Origin of the sequence: Nocardia asiatica NBRC 100129 (assembly GCF_000308415.1) — a bacterium.
Classification (GTDB): Bacteria; Actinomycetota; Actinomycetes; order Mycobacteriales; family Mycobacteriaceae; genus Nocardia; species Nocardia asiatica.
In genome coordinates, this window is the sequence record NZ_BAFS01000465.1 from 1 (window position 1) to 16483 (window position 16483).

Genomic DNA, 16483 nt, shown 5'->3' on the forward strand with positions numbered 1-16483 from the left:
GGGCCGCAGCAGGCGTGGTCGTCGATGCCGCGCCGCGCGGTGCGCCCCACGCAGGACCATCCCACCAAATCTGGAGTGCTCGGGTTGGTCGCCAATGCACTCGGCCGTGACCGCGGGGACGACATCAGCGATCTCGCCGCGCTGCGCTACGCGGTTCGCGGTGACCGAACCGGCACCGTCGAAGTCGACTTCCACACCGCCGGAGCCGGATCATTCCCGCTGCTACCCGCCGAGGTTCTCGCCGATCGGGTCACTGCCCGAGCCGCCGCGAACGGCAGTGTGCGCCCACGGGCGTACGCGGCACCGAAAAACATCCGCAGGCACGGCGACTCCTTGACGGGCAAACGCGAGGCCGCGATCCTCACCCGCGATGCATACCTCGCCGATGCCGTCTTCACCGCTGCTCTCACCGGCGATCGGTCGATAATCGACCAGATCGCGGCAGCGCTCACCACACCCGCGCGGACGTTGTTCCTCGGCCGCCGCGCCTACCCCCTTTCTCAGCCGCTCAACCCGTATGTGGTCGACGACACCGACCCGCAGCAAGTGCTCACCACCGCGCCGCCCGCCCCACGTGCGATCGACGGGCCGCGCCCGGTGTGGGCCGATGCCAACCCCGTCGACGCTCACGACCCGGCCGCGCGGATCGTCACCGACCAGCCCACCAGCTACCAGGACCGCCGACACCGCCCGCGCGTCGAGATCCGCGTCCGAACAGGACCAGCCCGAGCCTTCACACCCGAAGTCGAAGTGGTCGACTTCTTCTCCCCTCCGGAGCCGACATGACCGCCGATAGACCGGCTTCGGCCGGCGGTGTGCTGCTCCCTCGAAGCTATCTCACTCTCGACGCCAACCATCGAGGCGTGCGTGCCGCACTGATCGACGTCCAACTGATGCACCGGCTGATCATGACAGGCTGGCGACAGGCCGACTCGCCTCAACCAGGCATCCGCGCGGAACTCGCCATTCTCTACGCCCTCGACCTCACCACATCCGGCACCGTGCGCGTCGTCACACAAGCCGCAGTCGAGCCACACTGGCAGCTAGCGCCGGGCACGACCACCGAAGCCCCTGTCGCCAGACAGCATTTCGCGCCCCTGGATGGCGCGATCGAGTTCCAGCTCACCGCCGCTCCGACTCGCAACCTGCCCCCCGTCCCGAACATCACCCCCGGTCGCCGCGCGCGTGGCCGCCGCGTTCCACTGCCCACCGACGAACACCTCGCCTGGGGCAAGAATGTACTCACCAGACGCGCAGGCCTCACCGTGCGCGAGTTGACGATCTCCAACATCAGCAGGCTGGATTCCGCGACCAAGTCCCTCCCGCCCGACGAACGCCCGATCCACGCCGCAGTGTTCGCCCACACCACCGTCACATATCACGGCGTCGCCGAGATCACCGACCCCGACACCCACTGCCACGCCCTCATCCACGGCATCGGACGCGCCAAGTCATGGGGCTGTGGACTCCTGCTCACCCGGCCCTACGCCAGGGACTGAAGTGCAGGCACGAGCGATGACTGTGAACACGAATGCGCTCTATGATCAGCGTGCCACCCAAGTTTCGATCCAGGCCAGAGACTGTTCCGCCCCGCACATGCAGGGGATCAGCCGTTCCCGCGGTACCACATCGGAGAAAGCCTCCGAGCCGCCCCGCACATGCAGGGGATCAGCGGGACACCGGCGAACACTCACCAGGCGGGATCGAATTCGCCCCGCACATGCAGGGGAGTTCGCCCCCGGAGGTCGGCCCATCAGCTGATCCCCGGGGCGAGCGGCTGCGCGATCGGATCCCACCACCAGGAGCCGCGCTGTGCGACGAGCACGGCGAGGATATTCGGTTGCCCGTAATAGGTGATCACGCAGATAGTGGCCCGATTTCGGTGCTGGTCGCCGAATTCGAAGCCAACCTAGGCCACCTGCGCACCCGCGAAGGCATGGCAAAGGCCCGCGCCAAGGGTGGCCAGGGATTGACGCGCTCGGCTGCCGTGGACTCGGCTGCTGCGCATGGGGGGACAGATCAGCGAAGACGGCCCCCGTGCAGTGCCGAAAACGGGGCTACACCGCAGCCGGAACCTGTCCAGACGCGCGAGGTCGGCGCGGGCGCCCGGGGGTGTCGGGAGCGCTCTGCCGGCGCGCTGGCCGATATTCCTGGCGTACTGGTACACGGCCGCAGTGAGGGCCACCCTGCGCCACTGGTCCGCTCCGACTCCGACCCACGCAGCGACTTACGGGCAGTGTGCGTAGGGTGGCGGGCCGGAATTCGCGGTGCGCGTCTGGAGCTGGAGCCGATAGAAAGCCAGGTCCTTGTTCGTCTCTGTGTAGTTCGGATCTGTCATGTTCGCGATGTAGATCGACGCGTCGGTGGCAATCAATGCGGCGTTCGGATCGCCCTGCACGCTCTTCCATGTCTGCTCGGTCACGGGTTGTTGGAAGAGCGAGGGGTCGATCACCATGACGCGCACCTGAGGGTAGGGGCCGCGGACACGCAGTGTCGCAGCGACATGCCATCCCCACAAGACGATGCAGTTGGGATTGTTCTTCGTGTCGACCGACAACATCGTGTGGGCGCGGATCCACACTTTTCTCGGACGTAGGCCCGTCGCGATCATGAGCCTGCACATCTCGTGAGCGCGCGCCCAGCAGCCGTCGTCGGGATACAGAAACGGGATGCAAGGCGGCGGGACGGTAGCCGGATCACAACTCGTCGCGTTGACCATGTCGAAGGCTTGCCGGGCTCGGTCTTCGGATATCGCACCAAACAACCACGTCACCAGGGCCAACAGCCGCAGGCGTCGCAACAGCTCCAGAATCCGCGCGATGAGGTTGGGTTGCGGGACAATCGGCGTGGGAATAGGTGGCAGGGGAGGCGCATTGGGATCGGGGATGTAGGCGCGGACGTCGATGATCTCGTGCACGTCATTCTCGGTGACGATCACCGCGGCGCCACTGTCGGCCGCACCGCGGAGCAGGTTCACCATGTCGGTGAATCCTGAAGTGTCTCGTCGTAGTACATGTTGCGCGTGAGAACGCTGCAGTACGACGCTGTAGGCCCCGACGGATAGGGGCTGGATACGGTCGATTCTCGTGACATGCGGGATCAGTAACCGAGTGATCGTTGATGTCGCCGGGTCGATTTCGAGATAGACAGGCAATCGCAGTCTTCGCAGCCCATCGAGGACTCGCGCGTAGCCGACCGCTCGCGGATCGTCAGGATCCAGCTGCGCGTGGCGGCCTTCCGTCAATTCCACGTCGATCGGGGGAGCCGATTCCTTGGAAGAGATTCGATCGACCGGGGGCTCGAGGCCGACGATCATCGAGACAACCGAATGGGGGTTTGTCATCGCAGTCCTCCAGTAGCTGGGGGCCTGTTCGCGCGCCGCCGCCTACACGACAAATTCATAGCATATTGATATCACTGCTGGTTGTAGATGCGGGGCACGCCACGACCAGCGTGACCATATGGTCGCCGACCAACAAGCGGCCACCCAGTGCGGACAAACGTGCTGTCAGGCTGCAGCGTCCAAAGACGTGGCTGTTGGCAGGTAACTGCCCGGGGACGATGACCCCTGCCACTCCTCATGTCCGCCCCGCTCGACCGCGCCGCGCGCGGCCAAGCGGGGCAACGTCCGCACTCAAGCGGGGGTCAACACCGCATCCAGCGCGTCGAACAGCGCTGCCTGCTCCGACGTGCTGCCCAGGGCGCCGAAGTGTCCGTCCGGGCGGATCAGCGCCACGGCGGTGTCAGCGTCGTGGCTGCGATCGGCGGCCTCGCCGCATGCCCCGCTCAGTGCTCGACCACCCAAGCTGGACGCCGGCACGGACGCGAACTTCACACGCTCACCAAAACGCCGCTCAAGACGCGTTTTCAACGCAGCGTTCGCCGCAGCCGCCTGCGGATCACGCCGCTCGAGCGCGGCCACTGTGTAGAACGGATGCCGCAGGAACTCATGTAGGTGAAGCGGCACCCGGTCGCCGACGGCCAGATCGGCCGGTCCCGTCAGCCCTGCTGGTGTGGAGATCACGTCGCGGTAGCTGAAGGACAGGCCCGAGATCAGTCCCACCATGCGCTCGTTGAATCCTGGCTCGCGAGTCTTCGCGATCCGTTCAGGGATCGGCGTGCCGTGATCCATCAGTATCTTGGTCAACTCGTGTGAGCCCGCAAGGACCAGCTCAGCCACGGGCCGTCGTTCCAGTTCGTAGGTTTCGAGGACCGCCTCATCCGCATATCCGCGCACAACCATTCCGAGCTTCCAGCCCAGATTGAAAGCGTCTTGGATGCCGCAATTCATGCCTTGGCCACCCGCTGGCGAATTGATGTGATTCGCGTCGCCGCACAGTAGAATTCGTCCGATCCGGTACGTTCCGCTGATTCGTCTCCAGATGGAGAACACGCTGTTTTCGGCCTGCGCGCCGAGCGTGACTCGACGATGGGGGAAGTGGTCGTCGACGACTGATTGGAAGGCTGCAAGAGTCATTTCAGCCGAGTCGACCTCAGAGTTTTCACTGATCAGAACCCGGCAGTTGCCATCAGGCAGTGCTGTCACCAGCAGCATGTTGCTTTCTTTGATGAAGTAGTGGATGCGATTGCTATCGTAGTCCTCGAGCCCCGAGACTGGCCCGTTCATCATTTTCATCGCCTGACCGGAATACTCGTCGCCCACATAAGATACGCCGAGCTGTTCGCGTACTCTGCTCTGCAGCCCGTCGCACCCTACCAGCCAATCTGGACGGACTATCTCCTCACGACCGGTGTCGGTATGAACCAAACGGGCGGTAACAAGCCCGTCATCATCATTTTTCGCGGAGACGAGTTCGGTTTCCCATTCTACGTGGGTATCCAACGACGCAAGGTGATCGCGCAGGACTGTCTCAGTGTCGTTCTGCGGGATGATGAGCACGAAGGGATAACGGCTCTGCAGCGTTGTGTAATCCAGCCGCGCGACGTCCTGATATCCGGAGAAGTGCCAATCCATGGAATCTGATGGGATACCTCGCTCCTCGAAGAGGTGGGCAATGCCAGCCATATCAAAAAGTTCCAGCGTGCGCGCCTGCAGTGTAAAGGATTTCGACTTATCGGAAGGAGCTTTCCGCTTGTCGATTATTCGGCATCTGATACCCAGACGTGCCAACTGAAACGCCAGCGTCAACCCCGACGGGCCAGCCCCGACGATCACAACTAGGCCACGCAATTTGGAAATGTACATGATAACCCTTTCTGCACGCCGAATCATGGCCCGGCAGCATGGAACGGATGCCGAGGTGGATGCCGCCACATATTTCGAATTACTGACGGCACTGGAAAGGTGAAATGTATGGCGCGACCGATGCTTCACATGGCTCTGCGTCGATCATCAAGGCGCCGCTACCACACAACAGTTGCTGCCTTCGTTTCAAGTAACTATCGCAAGGTGTCCTCCTCGCCCAATGGTCAGTGACGGTGCCGCGGGGACAGTGGTGTGCGCGATACGTGTCGGTGCCGAACGTCGTGTACAGCTGAGCGCACGGAGCACCCACCTCGGTGGGGATCCGGACTGGCAGGGCACGCTCCAGTTCCAATGGTGTGCAGCGGGGGCTGTGGTGTGGTGAAAGATGTCCCTGCGGAGGGGCCAGCAGTTGATGCTCTGCCCCGCCTGCGCGGAGCCGACCTGATAGCCGGCCGCGATGAACGTCGGACTGGTACATGCGCGCTTCTTCAAGGCCCATTCCCTCCTACCCGCTCGACACCCAGATGGCCACGAATCGCACACGAAGGCGGGTTGCATGAAGCCATGTCCCCCGACTTCCGCAATAGGGCTTGCCTGGTGCCAACAGCCAGACTTTCCCACCGGTGGCCTTATGAGCGGAATAGGGAAGTACCTACGAGGTCCCTACGAACGGCAGTTCGGGTTTGAGGGCTGCCGCGGGCGGCTCGCATCGGTCGAAAGCTGCGGCGCCGGAGAATAATTCAGCCATCGGTGGACAGTCGGGCGCTTTTGCGATGCCACGCGGCTCAGAGGCGAGAAACTGCGGTGTATGGGCGTCGATCTGGGCGACATCTCGGAAGCAACCACTGCCGTCAGGGTGGTGTTCGGAGGTCCAGACATGGAGTTCGTGAGCATGGTGGGTCCGCTGGGTCGGGACAGAGGTGGTCAGTTCTCGTCCACTGCGGTCGCTTTCAACGGAGCTGCGGGTTCCTCGCGCGCCGGTCGCCCATTGTGCGCGGCCGCCAGCTGGTGCAAGCTGTCGCTGCCCACGGAGGCACTGCCGGCAGTTGAAGAGGTTGGTCTGCGACGTAAGAACCTGCCGAACGACTCCTGCGCCAGCTGTGCGGATGCAGTTGCTGTCGGACCCCAGCGGGCGCCCGCAGGCGGCCCGTGGGGTCGAAGATCAGCACGCTGTTCGCTGACCGAGCGTTCGATGAGACAGTTGCGAAGACAGGCAAAGCCCGATACCGCCCGCGAACGATCTGCTGAATCCCTGTGGAGTGCTAACCCGGCAGGCGGCTGCGGCTGGCTCTCCGTTCCTGCGGATGTGGAGCTACACCGTCAGGGGCGGAACGGAGCCGAAGGAGGGAACACCACCGGCAACGCTTCCAATGCTCGGTGGAACGGGCCGGGGCGCCACACAAGCTCGTCTTTGGGCACGGCCAGTCGCAACTCCGGGAGAGTGTCCAGGAGCTGATCGATGACGTCCTGTGCGAGCAGAAGCCCGTACGGCCGAGCGTGCGCAGGGCAGGCGTGCGGGCCGGTGCTGAAAGCTAGATTCCATCCGTTGTCCAGGAATTCCCCTGTGTTCATCGCTGGATCCGTGTTGCAGGCGGCCATGCTGATGATCACCGGCTGATTCGCTGGCAGCCAGACATCCTCGATCAAGATCGGCTGGCGCGGATAGGTGATGCAATAGTTCGCCATCGGCGGGTCGGTTGCAAGCCGCTCGTGGAGCGCGGTCTTGGTCGACAGATGGAGGCTATTGCCGAAGCGGGTGTCGGTCAGCATCAACAGCAGGGTGTTGGCGATGAGGTTCAGTGGCGGTTCGACACCGGCGGCGAACAACAGAACCAGCTGGTGCACCATCTCCTCATCGTTCAGCTTGGCAGGATGTTGGACCAGCCTTGTGACGACGTCATCTTGGGGGTGCTCGCGCTTCAGCGCGGTCAGGTCGAGCAGCGCTTGACCCATGATCATGTTCACTGTTTCGGTATCCACGCCGTCGAACATCGCGGCGCTGGCTTGCGCGACTCGCTCGCCGATGTCCGGTGGACAACCGAGTACCTGGCAGAAGACCGAGAAGACCAGCGGTTGCACATACTGGGTCAACAGCTCGGCCTGGCCGGTCTCGCAGAAGGTGTTGATGATCGGGATGGCGGATTCCTCGACCATGGAGCGCAGGGAGTTCAGGTCGATCCCGTCCAGGGCGTCGGTCAACGCAGCGCGGTATCGTGCGTGCTTCTCGCCGCTGGTTCGGATCGCGTTGGGTCGTGCCTCGATCATCGGCATGATCGGGATTCCGGCGGGTGCGGTCCTCTGCCACATGCTCGGATCGGCAGGGAAGTGGTCGTCGTCGTTGAGGATGCGCACGGCGGTGCGATAGCTGATCACCAGGGTTGCGGGCACTCCTGGCCACATTTCGACCGGCACCAGCGGTCCGTAGTCTCTACGCATCCGGCTGTAGAATCCGTGCGGATCGGCCGCGAACTGCGGGGTGTAGATCGGGATTCGAGGACCGATGCTCTCGATCGATGACATCGAGTCGGTCGCGGTAGCACCCTGATGCGTGTGCTGCGGATACACGTAGTCTCCTTGGTGTCGGTTGCGGCAGCATAGTACCGAAGGCGAAGATCGTCGGCTCGTCTATGTTGTTTCCTGCCAACAAGATTCCGCCGCATCGGCGGTGTCCGTCGCACGGGTTACGCGTCCGATACGACACGGGTTGGGCGCCCAGGCAGGGCGCCCAACCCATGGACGTGCCGCGGCCGTGTCAGTGATGGTGCTGATGACGCAAGCGGGAGTCCCATGCGCCAGGCAGATCGTCGGACAGTACCGGTGCGCCGAGGATCTCGTCGTCGAAGTCGAAGGCCTCCAGCAGTGCGGGCATCTGGACGACGAGGTTGTCGATCGCCCTGGGAAGAACCCCTCTACGGCCGTGCTGCTTCAGCGACTTCACGGCAGCGATGTCGAGCAGACCATGAGTGAGATACCACGAGCCATGCTGGTCGATCTGATCCAAAGCGAAAACGTCGCGTACAGCGGCGATCTCGGGGTGGCGCTCGGCGAGGTCGTCGAGCAACTGCAGGGTTTGCTCGGCGCAATAGGCATCGATGAGTGCAAGCGCATCCGGGATGACATCTAGTCGAGCTTCCAATGCTGGGTCACTCAGGAGCGCCTGTGCTTCGTGCGCGATTGTCAGGGTGCGTGCGTGGAGTAGGCGCTTGCGGTCTGTGGGGTCGGCGGGATCGTGAAGTGTCGGCTCGGGTGGCGGTGTGCCGCCGAGTTCTTTGGCCAACACGCGCCCACCCACGCTACCCAGCACTTTGGTGTCGCCCTCGCCAGTGATGGCGGCATGGCAGATTCCGATGTAGTCGGCGACCCGATTGTCGCTGAACATGCCTTGCGCAGCCATTTTCAGGCGGCAGTCGGTGACTGTCGCCAAGGCGTGGTCCTGAATGAAGTACTTGGCGGCCATGACCGCCACGACGGTGCCGCGGTAGGTGAGCTGGGCGTCGGCGAGGAAGGTCTTGACCGCGTTACCGTAGATGGTTCGGGCGACGGTACCAGCCAATTCGGTGAGCAGAGTGTCCTTCACGTGCGGGATGTCGATCATCAGTGGTTTGGCGTCCGGCGTCAGCGGAACGCGCCGCTTGGTGGCGTAGCTTAGCGCGATGTAGAGCGAGGCTCGAGCCGTTGCGTTGAGGCAGGAGGACAGAGCCAGTCGGCCGACGGTCAGTTGGCTGATCGCTGATGGGAATGCCCGCTTCCGGCTGTCCTCGTCGGCCCAGGTCAGCACCCCGTTGCGGTCGATGGTGGCCAGGTTGTTGCTCAGCCAGGCACTGCGCTCGACCCGGAGGTTGTCGAAGCTGATGATCGCGTTGTCCATGATGACCAGTTGCTGGCGGCCGAGCTGGGTGATCGTTACGCCGGGAGCCGGGTCGCCGTTGGAGTCGCGCAGCCTCGCGGCGAAGAGGTGCACGCCCTGATCGACGCCTTGTGCGTCGATCAGCCGCGCGCCGATGACGCAGACTCTAGCGACCGGGATGCCCAGACTCGGCATGAACTTTTGCGCCAGCGGATGGGGGGTATTGATCACGAACCCCTCGCCATCCCACGTCGCGGTGGTCTCCATGAAGCCGATGTTGGAGCCGCACCCGTACTCGGTCAGCAGCATGACGCCGACGCTGGTCCCGTCATCGAGATCCTTGAGGTACGGCTTGGCGGAGTCGAGGTCGGTCAGGGTGGCCAGGCTGCCCGAGGCCAAGTTGTAGTGGCCGGAGATCAACGGAATAAGGTCAGGTGTCAGTACTGCGGTCTGGTCGAACACCGCAAACAACTTGGGAAGATCGGTCGCGACATCGCGGGCACCGATCTCGTTGACCAGGTCTTCCAACTGGTCATACGCGTTCTGCCGTCGCTGCACCTGGCTCATGTCCTCGGTGACGCGGAACTCCGGCTTGGTCAGGATCTTCTGCAGCTGCTGGGGGAACGCTGCGTCGCCGTGCCGGAGAACCTCCGCCAGCGATGTGCGTTCCTTGGACCCGTGTGTACCCATAACCGCCTCCTACTCACTTCCGATCCCAGCGGCTGGTCATCTACCGTTGGGCATACCCGAGGCCATCGCGCGGACTTCGACGCACCAGAGCCAGCGGTAGCCGCACGTTTACGCAGACGTAGCCGGCGATCGGAAACATGGAAGTCGGTCGATCACCCGTCAAAGCTCAAAACACCCTCACCTTCACGGCATGTTTCGTTCCGCCACGGGCGCAGCAACTTTCGGGCTCCGCGCGGCGCCGGGCCGACACGCGGAAACCGGTTCCGGGGGGACCGCAGGAGCGCGGCGGGAAGTTCCTGACGCCGCGCTCCACCGTCGGTTTCGCCGACGAAGCGGGCGGCCTGCTCGTTCGGCCGGACAGCAGCGCCTGCATGTATCCGAGCCGGAATCGCGGTCGCACAGAACTGCGGCGTCACCATTGCCGCAGAATTGCCATTGACCGAGCGAGACACGAAATGTATTGTGCCACAATCTGTCCTGCGGCTCTCGGTGAACGCTGACAAACGCTTGGTTCGGTCCGGTGACCTGGCGTTTCTCGGAACGAGCCCATTTCGGTGTCCATCGGGTGACACGCCTGTCTGTCGATTCGCCACGGTTGTCAACCTGCGAGTCGGTCGAGGGTGTCACCAAGAGTGCAGTGGTCGAGCGTTGCCTCGAGTGCCCCGGAGACGCAGTACTGCCACGACGCCCGTCTCGGTCGGTGCTGGCAGGGCGCCGGTCGGATCACGTGGTGGCGAGCGGGATGGTGTACCTTTAGCCGTCCGAGAGTCTGGGGGTCTGTTGAGGTTGCTGGAGGTGGTCACGCCACTGCGACGTCCCATAGGGCCAGCGAGCGGGGCGCGGCGTTGCAGGAGGCGAGGACTCGCTTTCGCCAGGCGAGTGCTGCGGGTAAGCAGTTGGCGCAGTTCTTCGCCCCCCGTGGGTGGACCTCGCCGCACACTGGCCCGTCTTCGTACCTGTAACCGAAAGACCACGCTGAACTATCAGCACTGGACAACAGATCGCCATACCGCCTGAGGCCGAGGACCTTCACTCCGAATCCATGGAGGTATTTCACCCCTTGGGCGCGCACTGCGCAGACGATCCGGAAGATCTCATCCGAGTTCTGGCGGCGACACACCGAACCCAAGCCAACCAGCGGTTCGCGAGTCAAGTCCACTCCTGCCTCGCGGTACAACTGGATGCAGCGGACATAGTCGTCGGTCGTCTGGCCTTGCAGGACCGGGATGAAGTGCAGATCATCTGGTGCCAGGGCCCGCAGCTCGACCAAGTTCTCCACAGTCAGCCGCTGGTGCAGCGCGCGCAGCTCCTCCAGAGTCATCGAATGGTCCGGGTCGAGGAACTGGCGGGTGCCGACGAACTTCTGTCCCTTGTAGACGCCGCCTTCGATGATCGCGTCTTCGGTCATGTGGTCCATCGGAGCTGCCCACAGTAGGCCGCCGATCTCGTCGCGGTATCGGCGTACTCGTTGCACGTATTCGGCTGCGGTGAACGTCCAAAAGCCATGCTGCTGCAACTGCGAGAACCCGCCACTGTCGAGCGCCCACGGCGCGATTGCACGCGGCAACTTTTTGCGGTGCCGCAGTCGCGCGTCGGAAACGAACAAGGGCACTCCGGCGCGAGCAAGCCACGCTGGATTCGCAGAGCCCAAGAAGTATGTCAGACAGTCCTGCTCGGTGGTGCCCGCGTTGCGGGCCTCGAGTGATGGCGCTGGTGGTTGGGGCTGCGGAACCTGGTCTTCGGATTGCGAGATGCCGTGGCTCGATGGTGCGTGCGACTCTGCCTCGACGTCGCAGGTATCGAGAGCTGTGATCGGTTGCTCGGCGGATCGTGCGACGTAGGGGGCGTCGTAGGGGTCGGCATCGCCTGGTGTGGCGATTGTGGCGCAGTGGCGGGCCGTGTCGAACGCCTGAAACCGCAGTTGCTCTGCTGCGGCGGTGAGTACTCTCCCACGGCGGCGCTGCTGCGCGGTGTCGTGCGGCTCGGTCGCGACCGCCCGGGAGGCGGCATCGGCCAGCGCGGTCATCTGCTCGACGGTGAGCCGGTAGCGGCGCCACCGATCATGCCACTCCGGCGCGGACACAGCCTGGCCGGTGAAGGGTGCGGTTGCTGGTGGCAGGCTGCGCAGTTCGCGTACCCGCGGCAGGGTCAGGGTGACCTGACGCGCGGCCCGGTGGGGTGGGATGGGCTCCGTCGCGTCTCCGCGCAGGTACCAGCCTGCGCGTCGGGCTGCGCGCACCGCAGCGTGCGGCTGGTCGGACCTGAGTTGCTCGGGGTGGGCCGAATCAAATGGAGCGCCACCGTCGAGGCGTTGTAGCCACCAGCGCCGTTGGTTGTCCTCGCCGTATCGAGCCCGCACGAATGCGACGCGCGCGCCGGTGGCGTCGATGATCCACCCATGCCCGGCGGACGTATTCAGTTCGGCCAGCCGGAAGCCCTGTCCGACGTCGATGCCGTCGCTGCTGTGCGCTTGGATCAGTTGTTCGCGATGATCGACGCCGTGGGCCTGCTGCGGGCCGTCCCGCAGTGTGGTCACGATCGGTGACCCGTCGGGGTAGGTGAGGTCGCGGAAAGCCCATGGTCGCAGCCCGGTCTCGCCACGCACCAGCGCGACAGCACTGCGTGCGTCGACGTGGACGGTGAACACGGTGCCCGGACCTTGCGGGGTGAGAACCGCTGTGCCTTCGGTCAGCAACGTGTCTGCGCCTGTCGCTGACGTCGGCTGCACGGCCGCACGTTCTGGCGCTTCATCGGCACCGCTTGGACGTGGGAGGGTATTGGCCCGAACGGCGGGGGTGCTCACGGGCGAACTCCTTGGATCGAACCGAACTGTCACATATATCGTACAGCGGAGCGTTCGATATATGTGACAGTTTGCGATGTTCTACAGTCCAGGAGTGCCGGAACCAGCCGACGAACTACTCCTCGCCCGCCGCCGAGCATTCGGCAAACGCCTGCGAAGCCTGCGCGAGAATCGTGGACTGAGCCAGACGGCAACAGCGGCGGCGGCAGACTTGGCCCGCGGCTACTACTCCGGCGTCGAATCGGGCCAGCACAACATCTCCCTGGACAACCTGTTCGCGCTCGCAGACACCCTCGGCGTCGACATCGCAGAGTTGTTCAACGGCCTCGACGTGGGTGCACACCACGGCGGGAAGCGCGAACAAGTGGATGGCGAGTAGTGCTGCGGGGGGATCCGCGGTCGTGAGCGTGCGGAGTGCGGCAATGGTCCGCACCGTGCAGATAGTCTCAAGGAACGGCTGAAGCCGGCGTTTGCTGGGAATATGCTGACTAGGTGTCGCTGCCGTCTCGGCTTCCCCGGCCGATGCTGGCAACCGCTGGCGCCGCGCCCACGATCGATGGCGACCCACCACGGTGGGCCGCCGAAATGAAATGGGATGGCGTCCGAGGGGTAGTGGGTGTCACCAGCCACGAATGCAGAATTCTCAGCCGCGGCGGCAACAATCTCGCTGACGCGTTTCCAGACCTCTGTGGAGCCCTACGTCAAGCAGCCGAAGGTCGAGAATTGGTGCTCGACACAGAACTGGTCGCACCTGACGCGGCCGGAGTGCCGAGGTTCAACCGGATCGCTCGCCGCATCCGAATGCGCAATCCGGGGGCGAAGCTAATCAGCGAGCTGCCCGCGCAAGCGTTCGTGTTCGATGTCCTGGATGTCGACGGCGTCGACACGATGGGGCTGCCTTACATCGAGCGCCGCAACCGGCTCACGCAGCTGCGGCTATCCGCGCCAGGCGTGGTGGTGCCACCGCACTGGGTGAACGTGCCGCTGGACCGAATGCTCGAAGTCGCCGCCGAGCACGACATCGAGGGTGTCATGCTGAAACGCCTCGACTCCCTCTACCGGCCCGGTGTGCGCAGCAAGGCCTGGATCAAGATTCCACTGCGCAGGAGTTGCCCCGTCGTCCTGGTGGGCTGGCTCGCCGGATGGGACAAAAATCAGTCATCCCTATTTCGATCTCTGCTGGTCGCGGCCCATGATCCTGACGCCGCGGGAGCGCTGGTCCTACTCGGCAGCGTCGGCTCTGGATTCAGCGCGCTTGGCCGGCGGCAGTTGCAGGCGCAGCTCGACGAGCTCACGGTCGAGGACTGTCCACTGGACGTCGATCCGCCGCTGTGGACCCGCCGCTGCGTCACATGGCTCAGGCCCGTGCTGGTCGGTGCGGTCGAGTACCGCGAGCGTACTTCCGGTGGGCTACGGCATGCGGTCTGGCGCGGCCTGCTACCCGGTCGCCTCGCCGAGGAAGTGCGCATGCCACCGAACTGACGCCCCAGCGCCAGCACACCCACCTCGTGTGCGGGGAACCACTGTGGCGCTGAATATCTTTCGTAGCGTAGACGCGTGGACGGTCACGAGGAGCAGACCCGCGAAAGGGCAGTAGAGACTCACCTCGCGGCGGATGCGGAGAAGCCGTGTGAAGCGCGCCAGGCGACAGCAGTGGCGCTACTCGTCGCGGCGACGACGTTGTGGGGATGCTTTTCAGCAGGGCTGGCCCTGTTGGGTTCCCGGCACGCTGGACCACTGGTATCGCTCGGCGCGGCGATCCCACTGCTGGCGATCGCGGCGGCTGCCGGCCGGCGGCCCGATCAGGAGCTGCGCACCCACAAGAAGCTCTACCTGCGGCTGGGCGCGCTCGAAGCGGTGAACATCTCGCTGTATGTCGCCGCGCTGGCACTCGGCCCGGCACCAGTAGTCGTCGCACTACACCTGGCGTCCCCGCTGCTGCTTGTTGCTCGTGCGGTACTCACGGGAGTGCGGACGGTGAGCACTCGGCTGGTGGTCGAGGGCATGCTTCTTGTCGGCGCTATCGCCATTGTCGCGGCTCGACCCGGCACCGGAACCGTCACAGGCACCGCGCTGGTCGGGTGTGTTCTGGCGTTGGGAAGTGCGGGGGCCGTAACGGCCCTCATCGTTCTGGTAGCCAGGCAGTCCCGCCATCGTGATCCGGCCATGTCGGCGGGACTGCAGTTGGCCATCGCTGCGCTTGTCACCACACCGCTGCTGACGATCTCTGCGTGGGACTGGAGGCATGCCGTCGCGGAAGTGGCGCTCGGATCGGTGACGCTGGGCCCCGGGTTTTTCCTGTACTGGCGTGCGATGAAACACCTAAGCCCCTCGACCGCTGGTGTGCTCGGATTGAACGAAGCGGTGGTCGCCGCTGCGGTGGTGGGAGTGGTAGACCGATCCCAGATTTCGCTTCCGACGATTCTGGCGGGGACTCTCGTCGCCGCTGCCGTGGTGTTGGATACCGAGGGGCTGCGCCGCCTTCGAGGGGGCGGAGGGACAGGCGGCGGCCGATAGACCCTGAACCGCATCGGACTGGCCCATCAGCCACCCATTCGAGCGCGTCCATTGTGGATGGGGATTTCGGCCGGGTCTGTGGCGCTGTGAGTTGGGTGATACTTGCGGTGTGAACGGGACGTGGGAGGCGTGGGGTCGGGTCGTGGTGGCCGCGGTCGCCGCGGTCGCCGCGATACCGGTAGCCGGTCTCGTGGCCTGGTGGCTGGTTGGGCGGCGCGGGTGGCGGGCGGCGCTGTGCGATGTAGGGATGGTGACGGGTACCGCGCCGTGGTTGTGGATGATTCTCACGCCGACCGGAAGAGGTCGTTCGGTAATCTCGTGCCGCTTCGTGATCTGGCCGAGCAACTGGCCGACGACCGGGTTATCGAGCAGTTCGGCGGGAATCTGTTGGTCTTCGCCGCACTCGGCTTCCTGTTGCCGGTGCGCCGACCCTGGTTCGCCCGCTCGTCCCGCATCCTGTTGGCGGGGGCAGCAGCTTCGATCGCGGTGGAGACTGCACAGTTCGCCCTCGCTATCGGCCGTCACTCATCGGTCGACGACGTGCTGATCAACGCGGCCGGTGCATGCCTGGCGGGCCAGCTCTCACGACATCTGTGGGCGTCGCGCGCCGTTACCGACAGGTCCGAGTCGGCGCTCTCTCGAACATCGGATGAGACGTCGACGCCGGACGCAGACTCCGCGATGGCGCGCAGCGCTACGTCGGTTCGTTCGGTCACGTTGACGCGTTTGGAGGAGCCGGAGAGTTCGGTCAGTGTTCCGCGGTACTGCTGCCAGGCTCGGTCGTCCGTCGCCAGCAGTCCGCTGCGGATGGGGCCACCGTGAGCGCGTGGGACACGGCCACTACGTCTCTGTCTCGAGATCCCGCTTCCGTCCTTCGTCTGAGCGGGCTGCTGCAGATTCGGTGATCGGCCAGCGGGCATATGTGCGTTCAGGGTTCACGGTGATGACGTCGACGACGGCGACCAGGTCCTTGGGAACGTCGCCTGAACCGAGATGCTGAAGTCCGGGCGTGAGGACCGCTTCGATGCGAAGCTCCTGCACTACATTGATCAGCCGTTGGACAGCTGCACTGGTAGATGCGTTGAACACCACGGTTTTGGTGAGGTCGTAGCCGAGCCGGCGTGCGAGGCTGCGGATCTGGGTCTCATGCCACGCCTGGCTTGCCCCGGAGATATCGCGGCGCACGTAACCAACTGCCCTCGGCAGTCCCATCGCTGGCCTTCCTGTGATTGATCTGCATGGTCGGCAACTCGAGGCCGGGCCTGCGGCTGCCGACTCCGCCCGATTCAGGGCGGGCGACGGTGCAGCCCACCGGCCCCGAGCGCCGTCTCAAGACGTTAGGAACCAGCGGCCGAGCCCTGCCTCACGATTGCGGCAAATTGCGACGCAACTTCCTGCAATCCGGTAGCCAGACTGCGAC

Annotated in this window: 12 protein-coding genes; 6 read left to right on the plus strand and 6 right to left on the minus strand. The window is 64.4% G+C overall.

Features of this window, described 5'->3' with window-relative positions; genetic code table 11:
* Both cas5e and ON27_RS36285 read left to right on the plus strand, forming a co-directional pair.
* Positions 1 to 786: type I-E CRISPR-associated protein Cas5/CasD (cas5e, locus tag ON27_RS40540; RefSeq protein ID WP_051047411.1), on the plus strand; the 786-nt coding region annotated here is incomplete at its 5' end.
* Positions 783 to 1499 (plus strand): type I-E CRISPR-associated protein Cas6/Cse3/CasE, encoded by a 717-nt coding sequence (locus ON27_RS36285; RefSeq protein ID WP_043738079.1) that lies wholly within the window; start codon positions 783 to 785, stop codon positions 1497 to 1499. The genes cas5e and ON27_RS36285, both read left to right, overlap by 4 nt.
* A 728-nt stretch (positions 1500 to 2227) precedes the next feature.
* On the opposite strand, the gene ON27_RS44105 is transcribed toward ON27_RS36285, so the two are convergent.
* The 5 genes from ON27_RS44105 to ON27_RS44540 all read right to left on the minus strand — a co-directional run bounded on the left by ON27_RS44105 (position 2228) and on the right by ON27_RS44540 (position 12471).
* Positions 2228 to 3316, minus strand: coding sequence for a protein-glutamine glutaminase family protein (locus tag ON27_RS44105; RefSeq protein ID WP_043738081.1), 1089 nt, complete (start codon positions 3314 to 3316; stop codon positions 2228 to 2230).
* A gap of 318 nt (positions 3317 to 3634) precedes the next feature.
* Positions 3635 to 5206, minus strand: a complete 1572-nt coding sequence (locus ON27_RS40545) for an FAD-dependent monooxygenase (protein ID WP_157227796.1) — start codon at positions 5204 to 5206, stop codon at positions 3635 to 3637.
* A 1320-nt stretch (positions 5207 to 6526) separates the two neighbouring features.
* Positions 6527 to 7405: a cytochrome P450 family protein gene (locus tag ON27_RS36300; RefSeq protein ID WP_306306980.1), complete on the minus strand. Its 879-nt coding sequence runs from the start codon at positions 7403 to 7405 to the stop codon at positions 6527 to 6529.
* A gap of 553 nt (positions 7406 to 7958) precedes the next feature.
* Positions 7959 to 9743, minus strand: a complete 1785-nt coding sequence (locus ON27_RS36305; RefSeq protein WP_043738083.1) for an acyl-CoA dehydrogenase family protein — start codon at positions 9741 to 9743, stop codon at positions 7959 to 7961.
* A gap of 799 nt (positions 9744 to 10542) precedes the next feature.
* Positions 10543 to 12471, minus strand: coding sequence for a deazapurine DNA modification protein DpdA family protein (locus ON27_RS44540; RefSeq protein WP_218003100.1), 1929 nt, complete (start codon positions 12469 to 12471; stop codon positions 10543 to 10545).
* A 169-nt stretch (positions 12472 to 12640) separates the two neighbouring features.
* On the opposite strand from ON27_RS44540, the gene ON27_RS36315 reads away from it, so the two are divergent.
* The 4 genes from ON27_RS36315 to ON27_RS40950 all read left to right on the plus strand — a co-directional run bounded on the left by ON27_RS36315 (position 12641) and on the right by ON27_RS40950 (position 15885).
* Positions 12641 to 12925, plus strand: a complete 285-nt coding sequence (locus ON27_RS36315) for a helix-turn-helix domain-containing protein (protein WP_063711445.1) — start codon at positions 12641 to 12643, stop codon at positions 12923 to 12925.
* Positions 12926 to 13068: 143 nt separating this feature from the next.
* On the plus strand, positions 13069 to 14028 hold the full coding sequence (locus ON27_RS36320; RefSeq protein ID WP_043738085.1) for an ATP-dependent DNA ligase: 960 nt from the start codon (positions 13069 to 13071) through the stop codon (positions 14026 to 14028).
* Positions 14029 to 14103: 75 nt separating this feature from the next.
* A complete protein-coding gene (locus tag ON27_RS36325; protein ID WP_043738087.1) occupies positions 14104 to 15063 on the plus strand; it encodes an EamA family transporter in 960 nt (319 codons plus the stop codon).
* 219 nt (positions 15064 to 15282) lie between these two features.
* Positions 15283 to 15885, plus strand: coding sequence for a VanZ family protein (locus ON27_RS40950; protein ID WP_218003101.1), 603 nt, complete (start codon positions 15283 to 15285; stop codon positions 15883 to 15885).
* 18 nt (positions 15886 to 15903) lie between these two features.
* On the opposite strand, the gene ON27_RS36335 is transcribed toward ON27_RS40950, so the two are convergent.
* Positions 15904 to 16275, minus strand: a complete 372-nt coding sequence (locus ON27_RS36335) for a hypothetical protein (RefSeq protein WP_051047415.1) — start codon at positions 16273 to 16275, stop codon at positions 15904 to 15906.
* Between the last annotated feature and the right edge of the window lie 208 nt (positions 16276 to 16483).